The sequence below is a fragment of the Brucella anthropi ATCC 49188 genome (assembly GCF_000017405.1).
Classification (GTDB): domain Bacteria; phylum Pseudomonadota; class Alphaproteobacteria; order Rhizobiales; family Rhizobiaceae; genus Brucella; species Brucella anthropi.
Genome location: NC_009667.1, coordinates 2,339,278 through 2,356,082 on the forward strand (window position 1 = coordinate 2,339,278; position 16,805 = coordinate 2,356,082).

Sequence of the window (16,805 nt, forward strand, 5' to 3'; positions counted from 1 at the left end):
GCGGCGGCCGAATGGGCCGCCGCCTCTGTCGCTAGAAACATGGACTGGAGGTCATCATAGTTCTACGACAATGCGTGTGCCGAAGCGGGCACTATTAGCCAGCGTATCAGCTAGAATATCAGAACGAGCGCTGGAAGCGGATCTTGCCCTGCCAGGCGTCTTTGCCGTCCATGCTCGTGTTCTTGTCCTGCCACTTGGTGTAGGAAACTTCAGGCGTGATGGTGAAGCCAGGAACGATCTGGTAGGCAACGTTTGCCGTTGCAGCGAAGGTTTCGCTGTCGTCATAAGCGGCCTGTACGTTGAAAGTGGCCTTGCTGGTTGCCTTGTAGGCTGCGCCGCCCCAGACTGCCCAGTCACCGCCCCAGGTGCCGTAGAACGAGTCGATGATACGGACGCGATAACCGCCCGACGTGCCGTAATGATCGTCGTTGGACTTGTATGCGCCCTGCAGCCAGACCGAGAACTGATCGGTGATGTTAACATCGCCGCGGACCTTTCCGGCCCATTCCTCGTTACGGGCGTCATAGGCGACGACACCGGCGATCTTGCCCCAGCTCTGCTCGTATTTCAGGCCACCGACCACATGCGGCATGTAATCCTTGATGGTGACGTCTACGTTCGAGTCGGTGTTGCCACCTTCTTCAAAGGAGACAATGGCCGAGAAACCGTTCCCGCCCTTGAAGGTGTAGCTGATGAGGTTGGTACGGTAGCCGCCAGCGAGGATCACGTCGTCGCTGATGACGTTGCCGAGGTAACCGGTGAAGGTGACGAAAGCCGATTCATCCAGACCAATACGCAGACCGCCAAGCTGAATATAGGCGTAACGCAGCGAGGTGCTGGTGGAGCCGCCATTGTAATTGTTGGCTTTGCCGTTGCCGTCGCCGTTCCAGTCGTAACGCAGTTCGCTATAGGTCTTGAGCGTGCCGAGTTCTGTTTCGGAAGCGGTCGAGAAACGAAGGCTGACGCGGGCCAGCTTGTTCCAGGTGTCGCGCTCCAGCTGTGCGGGGGTACGAGCATAATTGTTGTCGCCACCGCTTGCGTCGTAGCGAACATAACCATGAATGCGAAGGCAGGTTTCCGTCCCCGGAATGTAGAAATAGCCAGCACCATATGCATCGCATACACGGACATATTCGACTGCTTCCGGCTCAGGTGCCACGATCGCATCGGCTGCTTGCGCGCCAGAAATCGCTACGAGCGATGCTGCCGAACCGAGAAGAACTTTTCTGATATTCATAAATGCGTCTCCAGTAGATGAGTTAGACGCCACCGCTATATTTATTCACAATAACTTGATCAATGTTTATTCAATGTAAGTTTTGTGAATTATTTATATGTGATATAAAAGTTACTTCATATATATTTTATAAATACAAAAATATTCAGAATAAAAATAAAGTAATTCCTTTCATCGCCGCTCCACGCAACGAATCCACCATATCAGCGATAATTTTATTCGGCCCCTTATGCCCTTCCAATCCGCGTAACGAGCGGACGCCCTCGCCTATCCGGCAACGGTGAAAGTTTTATAACAGCAACAAGAAATATACGTCGCGAGGCGGATAATTGCGCGTGTTTTCCAGTTCACGCTGGAAAGCCATAAACCGCGACTCGTCAATTCAAATGCATGGAATGTTGATTCGTCATTGTCGACCTGACGAAGTGAATTTCCTCGGTCATTCTCTGACCCAATAAAGAAAACGAAGGCAGCAGGGGTAATGCAATGGTTCTATTCTCTATTGTCATAGGCGTGCTGACATCTGCGGTGGTAATTGCGGCGTGCATCATGCTTTGGAGATATGAACGTCCCTGAAATTTCCCACAGAAAGAGTGAGCGTGGCGACTGGCCCACTTCGACAGTCGAATCCAATAACAGCCTGACCTACTTCGGTTGATTGCCCTGCATTTTGTTCGCTTCCGCGATTGCAGATACGGTGATGCGTGGAGCTTCCGTCTTCGCTTTTTCGGCAATGTCAGCGAGCATGCGCAGCCTGCCACGGCCTTCCACTCGGCTTTTTCAGTCACCCTGGCGCGTATTTCATCAATTCGCTTCAAAATGTTTTCATTTGCTTTCAGACGCATTTTATTGCCAAGATTAGGCTCAAATCCGGCTCGCTGATATGCCCGTCTGCTGTCAGACCTTCAGCCAATTCCTTTGCGAACATTTCCTGCTTTGCATTTTTCAAGACTGGCTTATGCCCATCACCATAAGGATACTCTATGATGAGATCAGAAGACGCTCTGTTGCTGAATGCTATTAGCGCCCAGGCCGACCGGGCCGAATTGATTATACCCAAGACCCTTTCGCTAAATCCGATTGCCGAACGACTACACGACGAATTCCCACATCGATCCACTGCCGAAATAGAAACTCAGTGCCGAGTTGTCTGGCAGGATCGTTATCTGTTCTGGAACTGATATTCGCCTTCACAACTGGTTTTGGCGTAGACACGTCGTTATCGAGGCGCCGAAGAAAACCGATCCAATGCTGTTGACGCAGGGTCAGCAGTCACTACCCCGCTTCGGCGGGTTTTTGTTTAGGCAATAAGTGCGGTGGCTGTACGTGATGAGGCGGGCTCTTACGACCCGCTCATTTCGTTATTCTTTTTCTTTTTATCTTCGTCGTAATGCCACTTGATGGCGAAGAACATGGCCACGCCTAACACGAGAACCTTGAACACCACGAAGAATATCGGAATCCATTCCATCTTCTGAATATTTCCATACAGCTATCAATCGCGAGGAGCATTACCTCAGAACCGCTGCCTCGGCATCTTCTTTTTTGTGCCATTGGTACTTTGATAAAATCAGGCGGCATCGATTTCCAACCATTGCCGAGTTGGAAATTTGATGGATCGGGATTTTTCTTTAATTTCAATGAAGTGAATGGTGGGCGTGACAGGGATTGAACCTGTGACCCCTCCCGTGTGAAGGGAGTGCTCTCCCGCTGAGCTACACGCCCGATGAGCCAAGCTCGATCAAGGTGGTGCGGATATACTGGCCAGCGGCTGCATAAGTCAAGCGTCTCGCAAGCCTGTTTCCAAAGAGATTTCGATCTTCTCCCCAACAGCTTCTGATCGCAAAGAAAAACGGCAATCACCCATCGATGATTACCGTTCTGTTTTGATACGGGAGGGATTTCAGAGCGCTGCGAGGCGCGAACCTGCCGTCTTGTCGAATGCTTTCTGCAATCCGGAATCACGGTCGTAAACATCGCCGTAATAATGGATTTTTCCATCCGCTTCCGGCCATGCGGTGAAATAGGAAATGAAGACAGGCACAGGTTCCTTGACCTTGATGCCGCGCTCATTCTTGCCGAAATATTTTTCCAGATCCGTCACCGATGTCCCCAGAACCGCCGCCGCCATGTCACGTGGGCGTTCCAGACGAATGCAGCCATGGCTCAGGGCACGCATATCGCGGCTGAAATAGGATTTGGCCGGAGTGTCGTGCATGTAGATATCATGCGCATTCGGGAACAGAATTTTGAGTTCGCCCAGCGCATTGTCGAGGCTCGGCTTCTGGCGAATACCGACATGGGCTTTACCCGCGGCAACTGCACTCCAGTTGACGGCACTGGCGGAAACCTTCTTGCCGCCTGCATAGACCTCGTAACCATTGCGGTCGAGATAGCTCGTATCACGCATGACCTTGGGCAGCATCTCGTTCAGGATGATCGAGCGCGGCACGCCCCATGACGGATTGAAAACGACCGTCTGGACCTTGTTGTAGAAGAAGTAGGTCTGATGGGTTGGAGAGCCGATAACCACATTCATGGCCAGCTTCTCTTTTCCGTCCTCGAAATATTCGGCACGGTAAGCCGGCTGATTGACCATCACGTAACGCGTGCCGAAATCATGCGGCAGCCAGCGCAGGCGCTCCATGGAATAAAGGATCCGGTCGCGTTTGATGGAAGATTGCTCGCCTTGAAGTGCGGAAAGCGTATTGCGACCGATGACGCCGTCCGGCGTGCTGCCCGAAAGCTTCTGATAATCCTTGATTGCAGAAACCAGTTCCGGATCATAGACGTCGCCGCTCGCATGCGTGTCCAGCACTTGCTTGTGCTGTGCCAGATAGCCAGCAGGCGCATGTCTCGAAATCAGCGCAACCACCTTGCTGAGCTGGTCATTGGTATCGCCCGGCTTGATGATGCCATTCAGCGAGATGCGGATTGGCTCGGCAGATGGCGGCTCGGTATTCGCAAGCTCGCGCTTCAACGCCGCATATTGCTCATTGCTCGGTTGGAAACCATGCAGATAGGCAGCCGGATCGCTTTCCGATGCCAGCTTTTCGAGAACGGCTTTCGGATCGACGCGGTTGCGCGGTAGATCGTGGAAACCACTGAGGCGGTCCGCGATTACACGTCCCTCACCCGCATCGATGGCATAGCGCAGCGCGCGGGCAGACATGCGAATTTCAAATTCTGCAAGTTTCTGCTGGCGCTCAGATTCAGCAGCGCCATCGAAATTGTCAGCGGGGATCGTGACTGCATATTCATCCGGGTTGAGCCCATCTTCGTCCGCACGGGCAAAGAAAGCCGCAACATTCTTGGCGCGGTCGAGCACTTTATCGTCGGCCGACCACATGAAAGAGCGCTGACTTGAATAATAGTCGACGATCGCCTGAGCGATCTCTTTCTCGGCTTTGACATTCACGGATTTCAGATAATTCGTCGCTGCATCGAAGGCACGCTGACCCGGCGTTTCTTCGCGAATCTGCGGACGGATCGGCGACATGCCCGATGTCAGCGGATCGACGGTCACTGGTTCGGTTGCTGCGGTTACCTGCATATCGAGCGCGCTGAAATCGATATTGACCAGAGTATCCGGCTTGTAGTCGTAAATCTGCGGCCCTTTGACGGTCACGCGCTGGACTGGCGGAAGGCTGCGCACAGCGGCACGAGGAGCAGAAACGGCCTTCGGTGCTACAGGTGCGCGAGGAGTGACTTGCGGCTGAACAGGCTGGGCTGGCTGCACCTGCTGCTGGCGACGCTGTTGGAAAAGTTCCATCAGCGAATTTGCGGCTTGAGCCTGTGCCGTAGGGAGAAACACCGAAGCTGCCAGAGCTATCGCGGCTGCGCGGCGGATATTTTGTCCGCGTGCGGCGCTGCTCTTTTCATCCATCTGCGAGTGTCTGGAAAACTGCATTTCAAACCGCCAAAGTTAATGCGTTCGCTCAAAAGCGAATCCGTCCGAATCTCACCCGTAGAATTTACCAATCTCGTATAGAAACTTTTAACGCTATTGTTTCCTGAAGCAATTTTCTGTTTTGCGTTCATCACAATTGTTTGAGGCTTCTTCTCGGGAGACAAACTCGGAATGCCTTAATGAACAAAGTGACGCAGTGGCATCCACTCCGCATCGCGCTAAAAGCCCCACAGACTATGGTTCCGAAGCTCTTCTTCGGAACTTCGATCAACACATATCGCGCGAGCCGGAAACGATGACGACCTCCGGCTGGCGCAGCTGGCAAGCAAGCGAGGTACCGCGATGGCAGAAGCAAGCGCCGCCGATCTTTTTCCTCTTGGTGAAGACGACACCCCTTACCGCAAGCTGACTTCCGATCATGTCTCTGTCGATACGTTCAAGGGACAGGAAGTCCTGACTGTTGATCCGGAAGGGCTTCGCCTACTTTCGGAAGCGGCCTTTGCCGATATCAACCATCTGCTGCGCCCCGGCCATCTGCAGCAGCTTGCCCATATTCTTGAAGACCCGGAAGCAACGGATAACGACCGTTTTGTCGCCTACGATCTTCTGAAGAACGCCAATATCGCAGCAGGCGGCGTGCTTCCCATGTGTCAGGATACCGGCACGGCCATCATCATGGGCAAGAAGGGCCGTCGCGTCTGGACCGAAGGCGGTGATGCCGATGCGCTTGGCGCTGGTGTGCTCGACGCCTACAACAAGAAGAACCTGCGTTATTCGCAGCTGGCGCCTCTTTCGATGTTCGAGGAAAAGAACACCAAGAACAATCTGCCTGCCCAGATCGATATCTATGAAGAAGGCGAAGACGCCTACAAGTTCCTTTTCGTTGCCAAGGGCGGCGGTTCGGCGAACAAGACATTCCTCTATCAGGGAACGCCGTCGCTCCTGACGCATGACCGCATGATCGACTTCCTCAAGGACAAGATCCTGAGCCTGGGAACAGCCGCCTGCCCGCCTTACCATCTGGCAATTGTCATCGGGGGCACTTCGGCTGAGATGAACCTCAAGACGGTCAAGCTTGCCTCAACGCGCTATCTGGACAGCTTGCCGACCGAAGGTTCCGAAACCGGACATGCTTTCCGCGACCTCGAAATGGAAGCTGAAATCCATAAGCTGACGCAGTCTCTCGGCGTCGGCGCTCAGTTCGGCGGCAAATATTTCTGCCATGACGTCCGTGTCATTCGCCTGCCGCGCCACGGCGCCTCGTTGCCGATCGGCATTGGTGTTTCCTGCTCCGCCGACCGTCAGGCCAAGGGCAAGATCACCAAGGACGGCATCTTTCTGGAAAAGCTGGAAACCAACCCGGCCAAGTACATGCCGGATATCGACGAGGAAAAACTGTCGTCGCATGTGGTCAAGATTGACCTCAACCAGCCGATGCAGGACATTCTCAAGGAATTGTCGAAACACCCGGTCAAGACGCGCCTGTCGCTCTCCGGTCCAATCATCGTGGCGCGCGATCTGGCCCATGCCAAAATTCGCGAGCGGCTTGAAAACGGCGAAGCCATGCCGGATTATTTCAAGAACCACCCGATCTATTATGCTGGCCCGGCCAAGACGCCTGCCGGTTATGCTTCCGGCTCGTTCGGGCCAACCACGGCAGGCCGTATGGATTCCTATGTGGACCAGTTCCAGTCCTTTGGCGGCTCGATGGTGATGCTCGCCAAGGGCAACCGTTCGCGTCAGGTGCGCGAAGCCTGCGGCCAGCACCGTGGGTTCTATCTGGGCTCCATCGGTGGCCCGGCTGCCCGTCTGGCCCAGGATTGCATCAAGAAGGTCGAGGTTGTCGAATATCCGGAACTCGGCATGGAAGCGATCTGGCGTATCGAAGTGGAAGATTTCCCGGCCTTCATCGTCATCGATGACAAGGGCAATGACTTCTTCAAGGAACTCAATCTGGGTTAAAGCATTTCCAGCAAAAGTGCGAAGCGGTTTTGCGTAGGATAATGCGACGAAACAAACGCTTAGAACACAAATCTGATTCAATCATATCAGAGCTCTAAGCAAAAAAAGGGCGGCGCAAGCCGCCCTTTTTGTTTCAGGCATTTGTGCCGCCATCGATCGTGAGCGTAGCTCCAGACACGAAACGCCCTTCGGGGCTGGCAAGCCATGCCACCAGACTTGCAATATCGTCAGGCGAACCGAAACTGCCGGTTGCGATAAGCTCCCGCTGCTGTTCGGCATGTTCTCCAGCCGCCGGATTCATATCCGTATCGGTGGAGCCAGGCTGAACGACGTTGACCGTGACGCCCTTTGGACCAAGGTCGCGCGCCAGACCTTTCGTCAAACCGATCAGCGCCGCCTTGCTTGCCGCATAAAGGCTGATGCCCGGCCACGGCACGCTTTCGGCGAGGTTTGAGCCGATGGTTATGACGCGTCCGCCAGCACCAAGGTGTGGTGTGGCCGCTGAAACGGCGGCAAAAACAGCCCGGAAGTTCACAGCCATAACCTCATCGAAGTCGGCAAGTGTGACCTCTTCCAGCGGGGCCGCATGCCAGATGCCAGCACTGTTGACCAGTATATCCAGACGACCGAAATCCTTGACCGCTTTCTCGATTGCCGCCGCAATCTGGCTCGCGTCGCGATTGTCGGCCTTCAGCGCCAGAGCCTTGCCACCATTGGCTACGATTTCGGAAACCACAGCTTCAGCTTTTTCCTTGCCGTTCACATAAGTGACGACAACTGTCGCGCCATCTTTCGCGAGCCGTCGTGCAATCGCTGCACCGATGCCGCGACTTCCGCCGGTGATGAAGGCAACCTTTCCGTTCAAAGCTTCGGCTGACATACCATTTCCTTTCTGTATCGATTGATACATAATTGCTGACAGGCTTGCACAGAACCGTCAAGCGATTTATTTAATGATCGATACAGAAAGGTTCACACGTGGCAGAAAAAGGACGGCCCCGTAGCTTCGACCGCGAAACAGCGCTTCGTGCTGCAATGTTGATATTTTGGGAAAAAGGCTTCGACGGATCGTCGCTGGCCGATCTGACGACGGCTATGGGCATCAATGCGCCAAGCCTCTATGCGGCATTCGGAAGCAAGGAAGAACTCTATCTCGAAGCCCTCACCCTTTATGCCGGTGAAGTGGGCATTGAAATCTGGTCGACACTGGATGAAACGCCGGATGTTCGCGCGGCTTTCGAGCGTTTTCTGCTTGCCACGATAGATGCCTATTGCGAGGAATCCGTGCCGCGGGGCTGCATGATTGCTCTGGATGCGCTTCATCGGACGCATTCAAGCGACAAAGTCTGCGACGTGCTGCGCAATCACCGCCAGACCAATATCGAAATCCTGAAAAAGCGGCTCGAACGCGGCATTCGTGACGGCCATATTCCCGCATCCGTCAATTGCGAAGCGGTTGCGACCTTTTACGCGACAGTCCAGAACGGCATGTCCATTCTCGCACGCGATGGCGGAACGCGGCAAGATCTCACCGCAACGGCACTGGGCGCCATGGCAGGTTGGGAGAAACTTGTTCTCACCGAAACATCATCAGGCAACCAGCCTTAATCGCGGACCGTCATCAAGATAATCCGCTACCAGGGACGCCACTTCAGCACTCGCAATGATGCGGCGATGCCCAAGGCCATCCGCCCAGTGCACCCTGACATGAGAGCCTGCCTTGCCGGCCATTTCCGCGCAGATGGCGGGAACTTCCTTATCGTCATGCGCGTGGATGACCAGCGTCGGAATTGTCATGCGGCGCAGATGAACGTCGGTATCGAAATCCGTGATCGGGCGCGCTGCGAGATGACGGACTTGCTCCTTCATTGCGTTGCGCACGTCACGACCAAGCCCAAGCACTTTGCCGAAACCGTCAAAGACGCCTGCCATGGAGTGCGGGGAAGCAATTGTCACCAGCTTTGCGGGGCGATGTGACTGGTAGCACCCGAGAGAACCTGCTGCGGCATTGACGATGACCGCACCGCCGAATGAGTGACCGATCATCGCATCGAACGGACCATACTGGCGCCACGCAACATCAACGGCGGCGATTGCCTGTATCATGTTGAGGGTGCGGCCTGCCGATGCGCCATGCCCCGGCAGGTCGATGGAGACAACTCGTTCCCCACGCGCAACAAGCTCGCGAATGATCGCTATCATATCCGCTGTGCGCGATCCCCAGCCATGAACGACAAGCGACGTTCTTCCCACATAAATATCGGGTTCGAACAAATAGGTTGCGATAAGCCCTCGATCGATAATCAGATCGAGCCGCTTTGCCTGACGGAGTTCATTGCTCGCCTGTTCAAGCCGCGCGGCATAGGCCTTGGTCTTCGGCTTGCGGCTTGGCGTTCGACAGAAAATCCTGAACGCGGCGCGACCTGCCTTGTCGGCATCAATGCGGCCAAGCACACCCAGACCGAATCGCGTAACCTGCAAAGAAATCGATGTCATGACAGGGCCTCAATTATGTTCAATCCTGAACAAATAATTGTACAAGAATGAACAAAATGCAAGACAAGACTCAAAAACTGCCGTGGGACAATCCGCGCTTCAAGAACTGGATTGCCGTTGCACGTGCCGGCAAAGCGGTGGAACGCGCCCTCGCCCAAGGACTGTCGGCCTTCGATCTCAAGATCGCCGATCTGGATGTGCTGATGAATATTTATCGCCACCCCGGCGAATCCCAGCATGATCTTGCGCGCCGCATTCTCGTCGGGCGTTCGAACATCACCATGCTGCTACCAAAGCTTGAAAAGCGCGGCTTGCTGGTGCGCGAGGGCGACCCGGCAGACAAGCGTGTGATACGACTGACGCTAACTGCCAAGGGCGAAAAGCTTCTGGGGCATGCGCTGACGACCTATACCGACCTGATTGACCGCGTCATGGCGCAATCGACGAACGCGCAATGCAACGCGATGGGCGATGTGATGCGGCGCATATCCGAAATGCTGGAGAAAGACTGACCGGCAGGCGGGATCAACGATCCCGTTTCAGGCCTTTTTCGGCAAGCTCATCGAGATAAGTTTGCCATAACATGTCCTTCTCGGTGCCGAGCTTGTGGAGATAGGTCCACGAAAACAGGCCGGTATCGTGCATGTCGTCAAACGTTATGCGGACGGCGTAGTTGCCGACCGGCTCCATCTTCATGATTTCGACGGTCCGCTTGCCACCAACTGTGATGCGCTGTGCCGGCGAATGACCCTGCACTTCTGCCGAGGGCGACAGGACACGCAGCAACTCGGCGGTCAGCTCGAATTTCTGGCCATCATCGAACGCCACAGTCAGCAGTTTGCGGTCGTGTGAGACACGCAATTCAGTCGGCCAGACCTCACTCATTACCATTCTCCAGCTTGGTTCTTCGCCAGCTTTTGATAGGCCCCGCGTTAAAATATCGCAATAGTCGCGGTCATTATTGAAAGAGCTTCGCGTGCGTGAAACTGGACATTGAGGCTCGCAGATCCTATTTCTAGGTAGACGATGCGGATATTCCTCCGCATCCTGTGGAAACAACGGCTTAATGATGTACACAAACCAAGCCCAGCCACTTGTTTCCCCGACTGGACCCATGATTGATCCTTTCGGGCGTGCCATCACCTATCTTCGCGTTTCAGTGACGGATCGTTGTGATTTCCGCTGCACCTATTGCATGGCGGAACACATGACGTTCCTGCCCAAGAAGGATTTGCTGACGCTTGAGGAACTGGACCGGCTTTGCACCGCCTTTATCGACAAGGGTGTCAGGAAACTGCGCCTGACCGGTGGCGAGCCTTTGGTGCGCAAAAACATCATGCACCTGATCCGGCAGCTGTCGCGCCATCTGAAATCAGGTGCGCTGGATGAATTGACGCTGACCACGAACGGATCGCAGCTTTCACGCTTTGCCGACGAACTGGCGGAATGCGGTATACGCCGTATCAATGTCTCGCTGGATACGCTCGATCCTGAAAAATTCCACCAGATCACCCGCTGGGGCGATCTTCCCCGGGTTCTTGAGGGTATTGAAGCCGCACAACGCGCCGGTATCCGCGTCAAGATCAATGCAGTCGCGTTGAAGGATTTCAACGATCACGAAATTCCCGAACTGATCCGCTGGGCCCATGGCCGCGGCATGGACATGACGCTCATCGAAACAATGCCGATGGGCGAGATCGAGTTCGACCGTACGGACCAGTATCTGCCGCTCTCGCAGCTGCGCGAGGACCTGTCGCAGCAATTCACGCTTTCAGATATTCCTTACCGCACAGGCGGCCCTGCCCGCTATGTTACGATTGAGGAAACAGGCGGACGGCTCGGCTTCATCACGCCGATGACGCATAATTTCTGCGAAAGCTGCAACCGCGTCCGGCTTACCTGCACCGGTATGCTTTATATGTGCCTAGGCCAGAATGATGACGCCGATCTGCGCAAGGCCTTGCGGGAAAGCGAAAGCGACCTGCTGCTCAGCCAGGCCATTGATGAAGCTATTTCGCGCAAGCCGAAAGGCCATGATTTCATCATCGACCGCGATCATAATCGCCCGGCGGTTGCTCGCCACATGAGTCTTACCGGCGGCTGAGCGATTTATACTTAAAAAAGCACACAACCCGAAATAATTGTCGCGAGATCGACTTTAAAACGGTATGCAATCTTAAACTGGATTCTGTATCGTGCCGCAGTCAGCAAATTTTCGCGCAAGTATTTTCATGCTTCTCGCCATGGGTACCTTCACCATCGGCGATACGATCACAAAATACCTCCTGACCGAGATGAACAGCGGACAGTACATGCTGATCCGAGGCATATTCGCCACGGTGCTGATCGGTTTGCTCGCCTGGCGCCACGGTGCATTGCGCAATCTGTCGCTTGAAAAGATGACGATCCTGCGCGTCGTAGGCGAAGTTGTCGCCACCATCACCTATATTTATTCGCTCGGCCATCTCTCGCAGGCATTCTGTTCGGCTGTCTTTCAGGCAACGCCGCTTGTCGTGACGCTTGGAGCGGCACTCTTCCTGAAGGAAAAAGTGGGCTGGCGTCGCTGGTCCTGTATTCTTGTCGGTCTTGTCGGGGTCCTCATCATCATCCGGCCCGGAACGGATGGTGCTGCAAGCCTTGCTGCCGTCGCTGTACTTCTTGCCAGCGTAGGCTTTGCCGCCACGCGGGATATCGCCACACGCCGTGTGCCCGCTCACGTGCCGACCCTCTATCTCTCGACATTGACCGCAGGCGCGATAACATTGACCGGCGGCGCACTGACCGTTCCAATGGGCGGATGGCAGCCCGTTGGAATTACAGCAGTCGGCGCCATGGCCATTGCCGCTGTCCTTCTCCTCGTCGGATATCACTTCATCATTCTGGCCATGCGTGAAGGTGAAGTGTCATTCGTTTCCCCGTTCCGCTATTCCAGCCTGCTTTGGGCGATCGGCCTCAGCACTTTGATTTTTGGCGAAGCGCCCGACATATATACGATCATGGGATCGGTTCTGGTGGTCGGAAGTGGCGTCTATATGGTCTATCGTGAAAACGTGTTGAAGAAGCGGGAGCGCAACAAAAGCACATTGGCGACGATCCCGACCGGCGTGGAACCCTCATGATTGCAGGCGCAATCATCGCTGGTGGGCTCTCCAGCCGCATGCAACAAGGCGGCGTTGCGGGTGACAAATTCCTTCAGCCGCTCGGCAGCACCGGCACTATCATTTCCCATGTCGTCAGAAGGATCAAACCGCAGGTCGAAGCGCTCGTCATCAATGCGAATAGCGATGATCCCCGCCTGACTGATCTCGGCGTGCCGGTGATCAAGGACCTGCCAGCGGAACATGGCGGCCCGCTGATCGGCATTCTGACCGCGCTGACGCAGGCACAAGAGTCCTCATTGCTGCTAACGACAGCAGCCGATACGCCATTCCTGCCTCGCGACCTCGCGGACCGCCTTCTTGCACGTCGGAACCAAACCGGGGCGCGGATCGTTCTCGCCAGTTCCCTTAACCGGGTCCATCCGATTTTCGGACTATGGGAAACCGGACTGGCTGACGAACTCACCGTCTGGCTTACCAATACCAGCAGGGCCAGCGTCTTCGCATTCGCCGAACATATCGGATTTGAAACCGTCGATTTTCCGCTTGCCTTCGTTGGCGATAGCCCGGAAACATATGATCCGTTCTTCAATATCAATCGGCCCGACGATCTTGTCGCCGCCCGAAAACTGGTTGAGGCAATGGAATGAACCAGAAGCTTTTCGGCATTACCGGCTGGAAAAACTCCGGCAAGACGACAATGACCGAACGTCTGGTCGCATGCTTTACGGCACGTGGATACCGTATCGCCACCATCAAGCACGCCCATCATAATTTCGATATCGACCATGAAGGCACCGATTCCTGGCGTCATCGAAAGGCCGGAGCAGCGGAAGTGGCTATCGTCTCGTCGCAGCGCTACGCAATCATGCATGAAGGTCTCGGCGAAGAAGAACCTTCTCTGTGGGAGATTGCGGCCAAGCTGGCGCCTTGCGATCTGATTCTGGTCGAGGGCTACAAGCGGGAAACGCACAAGAAAATCGAACTGCGTCGCGAAGGCGGCCATGCCGGGCCAGCTCTCTCCGTTGACGATCCCGCCATCGTCGCCATTGCCAGCGACCAGCAGCAACCCGGCGAAAAAGTGCCGGTGTTCGGCATCGATGAAATAGAGCAAATAGCCGATTTCATCGAAGGCGTTATGGGTCTCTGAGAGACTCTCTATAATTCCCCTCTTTGACAACACAATTCACCGCTTTCCGGTGAAGGCATGCAGAAAACGCCGAGGAATTCCCCCCTTGGACACACAATTTAATTACGCAGACCATCTTGCCAACCGTCTCAAAATGGTGGGAATATCGTTTGCAGATCTGATGGTGGGGACGGAAGCGCGAAAAAATATTGCGCATGATCGGCTCAACCATCTATTGGTAGTGGCCGGGGGGAATCCGCTACCAAACGTGCAATTTAAAGTTTCACGGTCGTGACTACCCCTTAAGCGGCTGAACCAGAAGAAATAATCAGGGAACCAGCCAGAACAAAACGAGAGGACTGAAAATGCGCGTATTGAAGCGTATCGCCGCTGCGGCATCTGTTGCAGCGCTGGCAATTACGATCGGTAGCATGACTGCCGGTGTTGCAAATGCAGAAGAGCCACTCAAGCTCAAGATCGGCACCGAAGGCGCCTATCCTCCATTCAACTTCATCAAGCCAGACGGCACCCTCTCGGGCTTCGACGTCGATATCGCCAAGGCGCTCTGCGAAGAAATGAAAGCGCAGTGCGAATTCGTCACCCAGGAATGGGACGGCGCTATTCCTGCCCTTCAGGCTGGCAAGTTCGACGCCTTCATCGCCTCCATGTCCATCACGGACGAGCGCAAGAAGCAGGTCGACTTCTCCAACAAATATTACAACACACCTCCCGGCATCGCAGCTCCCAAGGATACCGACATCAAGGGTGTGACCAAGGAGGACCTCGCTGGCAAGACCATTGGCGTTCAGGTTTCCACCACACACTCCAACTACTCGGAAAAGACTTTTACCGACAGCACGATCAAGGCCTATCCGACAGCTGAGGAATACCGTCTCGATCTCGCCAATGGCCGTCTCGACGCCGTCAACGACGATAGCGTGACACTGGCCGAATGGCTGAAGTCGCCGGATGGCGCCTGCTGCAAGATGGTCGGCACTTTCCCGCCGGTTATCGAGATCCACGGTCCGGGCGCTGGCGTTGCCTTCAAGAAGGGCCGTCCGGAGCTGGTTGAAAAATTCAACGCAGCCATCAAGGCGATCCGCGCAAACGGCAAATACAAGGAAGTCAACGACAAGTACTTTGACTTCGATGCTTATGGCGCCGAAAATTAATCAAAACTGACACCTATGCGCCGGTTTGCTTTCCGCAAATCGGCGCAAAACATTTGTATGGGCATGCCGTACAAGCCTTGTCGGGCAAAGCCTCGCAGGCGATAAAAACATAGGCAAATGCCTTTAGGAAAAAGAATAGGCGCATGGAACACTACGCCACTTTGTTGAGTTTCGGCCCCGACGGATGGGGTGCCAGTATTGCCTGGGGGCTTCTGGTAACCGTCTCGCTGGCTCTCGCAACACTCCCCGTTGGTCTCGCACTCGGATTTCTAGTTGCTATCGGCAAGCAGTCCACCGAACCATCGATCCGGCTCGCTTCAAACATTTACACGACGATCTTTCGTGGTTTGCCTGAGCTTCTAACCCTCTTTCTCGTTTATTTCGGCGCCTCTCTCGGGTTGCAACGGCTTCTCAGTCTGTTCGGCATCGAAGCGAATGTGGAAATCAATGCGTTCGGCGCCGGTATGGTTGCGCTAGGCTTCGTCTTCTCTTCCTATTCGAGCGAAGTCTTCCTTTCGGCGTTTCGCGCAATTCCGCGCGGGCAGTATGAAGGCGGTTATGCAGTTGGCCTGTCGCACTGGCAGACCATGCGCAAGGTCATCCTGCCGCAGTTGATCCGCATCGCCCTGCCCGGCCTTGCCAATCTTTGGCTGGTGCTGCTCAAGGATACGTCGCTGGTTTCGGTTATCACATTGTCCGATATTCTGCGGCAAACCTCCATCGCGGCACGCGTGACCAAGGAACCATTTCTGTTCTTCGGCATAGCCTGCCTGCTCTATCTGGTTCTCGCAATCATCTCGTCCTACTTCATCAATCGCATTGCCCGCTGGGCTGATGCGGGCGCCAACCGGTCGCGAGGTGCATGATATGAGCCAGACTGTTTCCACTACGACAATTCCCGCGATGGCTCCGCCACCCGTCATCAAGCAATGGACGCGGATGCGCATTGCCGGCCATATCATCGTTGCCTTCTGGTTCCTTCTTTTCGCTGGCCTTGCGATCTATCTCTACAATGCATGGCGTATCGATCTGTTTGAAACCTATGGGCCACGCTACTGGTCCGGGCTTCTGATAACGCTGAAACTGGTTGCCGTATCGATTGTCATAGGCGCCCTGCTCTCGCTACCGATCACGGCCGCGCGCATGTCCAACAATCGCTGGCTGCGCGGAATTGCTTTCGGCTATGTCTATTTCTTCCGCGGCACGCCGCTGCTGGCGCAGACATTCCTTATCTATTATGGCTTCGGCACCTTCCGTCCTTTTCTGGAAAGCATCGGGCTCTGGGTGTTTTTCCGCGATGCGTGGAATTGCGCCATTCTGGCGTTTTCGCTCAACACGGCAGCCTACCAGGCTGAAATCCTGCGCGGCGCTATCCAGAGTGTGGCGCTGGGCCAATGGGAAGGCGCTGCGGCGCTTGGCATTTCGAAGCGTGTGACGTTCTGGAAGGTCATTCTTCCGCAGGCGCTCATCGTGGCGTTGCGTCCTTACGGCAACGAAATCATCCTGATGATCAAGGGCTCGGCCATTGTAGCTATCATCACCGTACTTGACCTGATGGGTGAAACGCGCCGCGCCTATTCGCGGACATTCGATTTCCAGACTTATCTCTGGGCTGCAGTCATTTATCTGCTTATCGTCGAATGCCTGCGGCACGTTTGGGATTTCCTCGAACGAAGGCTGACCCGCCATCTCATTCGTTAGAGATCACTAAACCGGCATAAAACCAAAATATCGCCCCCGGCAGTCTTGCAGCTTCCGGGGGCGATCTGTTTAGAGCGCATTTCGATCTGATTGGATCAGA

The 16,805-nt window shown here is 54.8% G+C and carries 16 protein-coding genes and 1 tRNA gene; 10 read left to right on the forward strand and 7 right to left on the reverse strand.

The window, feature by feature from the left end; all coding sequences use genetic code 11:
- Positions 1-118: 118 nt before the first annotated feature.
- From OANT_RS11530 to OANT_RS11545, 4 genes are all read right to left on the reverse strand, one after another.
- On the reverse strand, positions 119-1,237 hold the full coding sequence (locus OANT_RS11530) for a porin (protein WP_012092103.1): 1,119 nt from the start codon (positions 1,235-1,237) through the stop codon (positions 119-121).
- A gap of 1,342 nt (positions 1,238-2,579) precedes the next feature.
- Positions 2,580-2,708 carry a hypothetical protein gene (locus OANT_RS27140; protein WP_010660176.1) on the reverse strand — a complete coding sequence of 43 codons (129 nt, stop codon included), beginning with the start codon at positions 2,706-2,708 and terminating at the stop codon, positions 2,580-2,582.
- A gap of 179 nt (positions 2,709-2,887) precedes the next feature.
- A tRNA-Val gene (locus tag OANT_RS11540) sits at positions 2,888-2,962 on the reverse strand.
- 178 nt (positions 2,963-3,140) lie between these two features.
- Positions 3,141-5,123: a L,D-transpeptidase family protein gene (locus OANT_RS11545; RefSeq protein WP_373366455.1), complete on the reverse strand. Its 1,983-nt coding sequence runs from the start codon at positions 5,121-5,123 to the stop codon at positions 3,141-3,143.
- Positions 5,124-5,489: 366 nt separating this feature from the next.
- Between OANT_RS11545 and OANT_RS11550 the strand changes: the two genes are divergently transcribed.
- Entirely contained in the window at positions 5,490-7,109 is a 1,620-nt protein-coding gene (locus tag OANT_RS11550; RefSeq protein ID WP_012092106.1) for a fumarate hydratase, read from the forward strand.
- A 133-nt stretch (positions 7,110-7,242) separates the two neighbouring features.
- Here OANT_RS11550 and OANT_RS11555 read toward each other — a convergent pair whose 3' ends face one another.
- Positions 7,243-7,989: an SDR family NAD(P)-dependent oxidoreductase gene (locus OANT_RS11555; RefSeq protein WP_012092107.1), complete on the reverse strand. Its 747-nt coding sequence runs from the start codon at positions 7,987-7,989 to the stop codon at positions 7,243-7,245.
- A 98-nt stretch (positions 7,990-8,087) separates the two neighbouring features.
- Here OANT_RS11555 and OANT_RS11560 point away from each other — a divergent pair, with 98 nt between their 5' ends.
- On the forward strand, positions 8,088-8,717 hold the full coding sequence (locus tag OANT_RS11560; protein ID WP_012092108.1) for a TetR/AcrR family transcriptional regulator: 630 nt from the start codon (positions 8,088-8,090) through the stop codon (positions 8,715-8,717).
- Here OANT_RS11560 and OANT_RS11565 read toward each other — a convergent pair.
- Positions 8,700-9,605, reverse strand: coding sequence for an alpha/beta fold hydrolase (locus tag OANT_RS11565; RefSeq protein WP_012092109.1), 906 nt, complete (start codon positions 9,603-9,605; stop codon positions 8,700-8,702). The genes OANT_RS11560 and OANT_RS11565 overlap by 18 nt on opposite strands.
- A gap of 47 nt (positions 9,606-9,652) precedes the next feature.
- Here OANT_RS11565 and OANT_RS11570 point away from each other — a divergent pair, with 47 nt between their 5' ends.
- Complete coding sequence (locus OANT_RS11570; RefSeq protein WP_012092110.1) at positions 9,653-10,117, forward strand: MarR family winged helix-turn-helix transcriptional regulator; 465 nt, start codon at positions 9,653-9,655, stop codon at positions 10,115-10,117.
- Positions 10,118-10,130: 13 nt separating this feature from the next.
- Here the strand turns inward: OANT_RS11570 and OANT_RS11575 are convergent, their stop codons facing one another.
- On the reverse strand, positions 10,131-10,490 hold the full coding sequence (locus OANT_RS11575; RefSeq protein ID WP_012092111.1) for a gamma-butyrobetaine hydroxylase family protein: 360 nt from the start codon (positions 10,488-10,490) through the stop codon (positions 10,131-10,133).
- Between the two features lie 229 nt (positions 10,491-10,719).
- On the opposite strand from OANT_RS11575, the gene moaA reads away from it, so the two are divergent.
- From moaA to OANT_RS11610, 7 genes are all read left to right on the forward strand, one after another.
- A complete protein-coding gene (gene moaA, locus OANT_RS11580) occupies positions 10,720-11,709 on the forward strand; it encodes a GTP 3',8-cyclase MoaA (RefSeq protein ID WP_029924909.1) in 990 nt (329 codons plus the stop codon).
- Positions 11,710-11,836: 127 nt separating this feature from the next.
- Positions 11,837-12,724, forward strand: a complete 888-nt coding sequence (locus tag OANT_RS11585; protein ID WP_012092113.1) for a DMT family transporter — start codon at positions 11,837-11,839, stop codon at positions 12,722-12,724.
- Positions 12,721-13,353, forward strand: a complete 633-nt coding sequence (gene mobA / locus OANT_RS11590; protein ID WP_012092114.1) for a molybdenum cofactor guanylyltransferase — start codon at positions 12,721-12,723, stop codon at positions 13,351-13,353. The genes OANT_RS11585 and mobA overlap by 4 nt, the downstream gene beginning before the upstream one ends.
- Positions 13,350-13,853: a molybdopterin-guanine dinucleotide biosynthesis protein B gene (gene mobB, locus OANT_RS11595; RefSeq protein WP_012092115.1), complete on the forward strand. Its 504-nt coding sequence runs from the start codon at positions 13,350-13,352 to the stop codon at positions 13,851-13,853. The genes mobA and mobB overlap by 4 nt, the downstream gene beginning before the upstream one ends.
- Positions 13,854-14,197: 344 nt before the next feature.
- Positions 14,198-15,004, forward strand: coding sequence for an ABC transporter substrate-binding protein (locus OANT_RS11600; protein ID WP_010661304.1), 807 nt, complete (start codon positions 14,198-14,200; stop codon positions 15,002-15,004).
- A 143-nt stretch (positions 15,005-15,147) separates the two neighbouring features.
- Entirely contained in the window at positions 15,148-15,870 is a 723-nt protein-coding gene (locus OANT_RS11605) for an ABC transporter permease (protein WP_010661303.1), read from the forward strand.
- Position 15,871: 1 nt separating this feature from the next.
- Entirely contained in the window at positions 15,872-16,705 is an 834-nt protein-coding gene (locus OANT_RS11610; RefSeq protein WP_012092116.1) for an ABC transporter permease, read from the forward strand.
- Positions 16,706-16,805 lie beyond the last annotated feature (100 nt).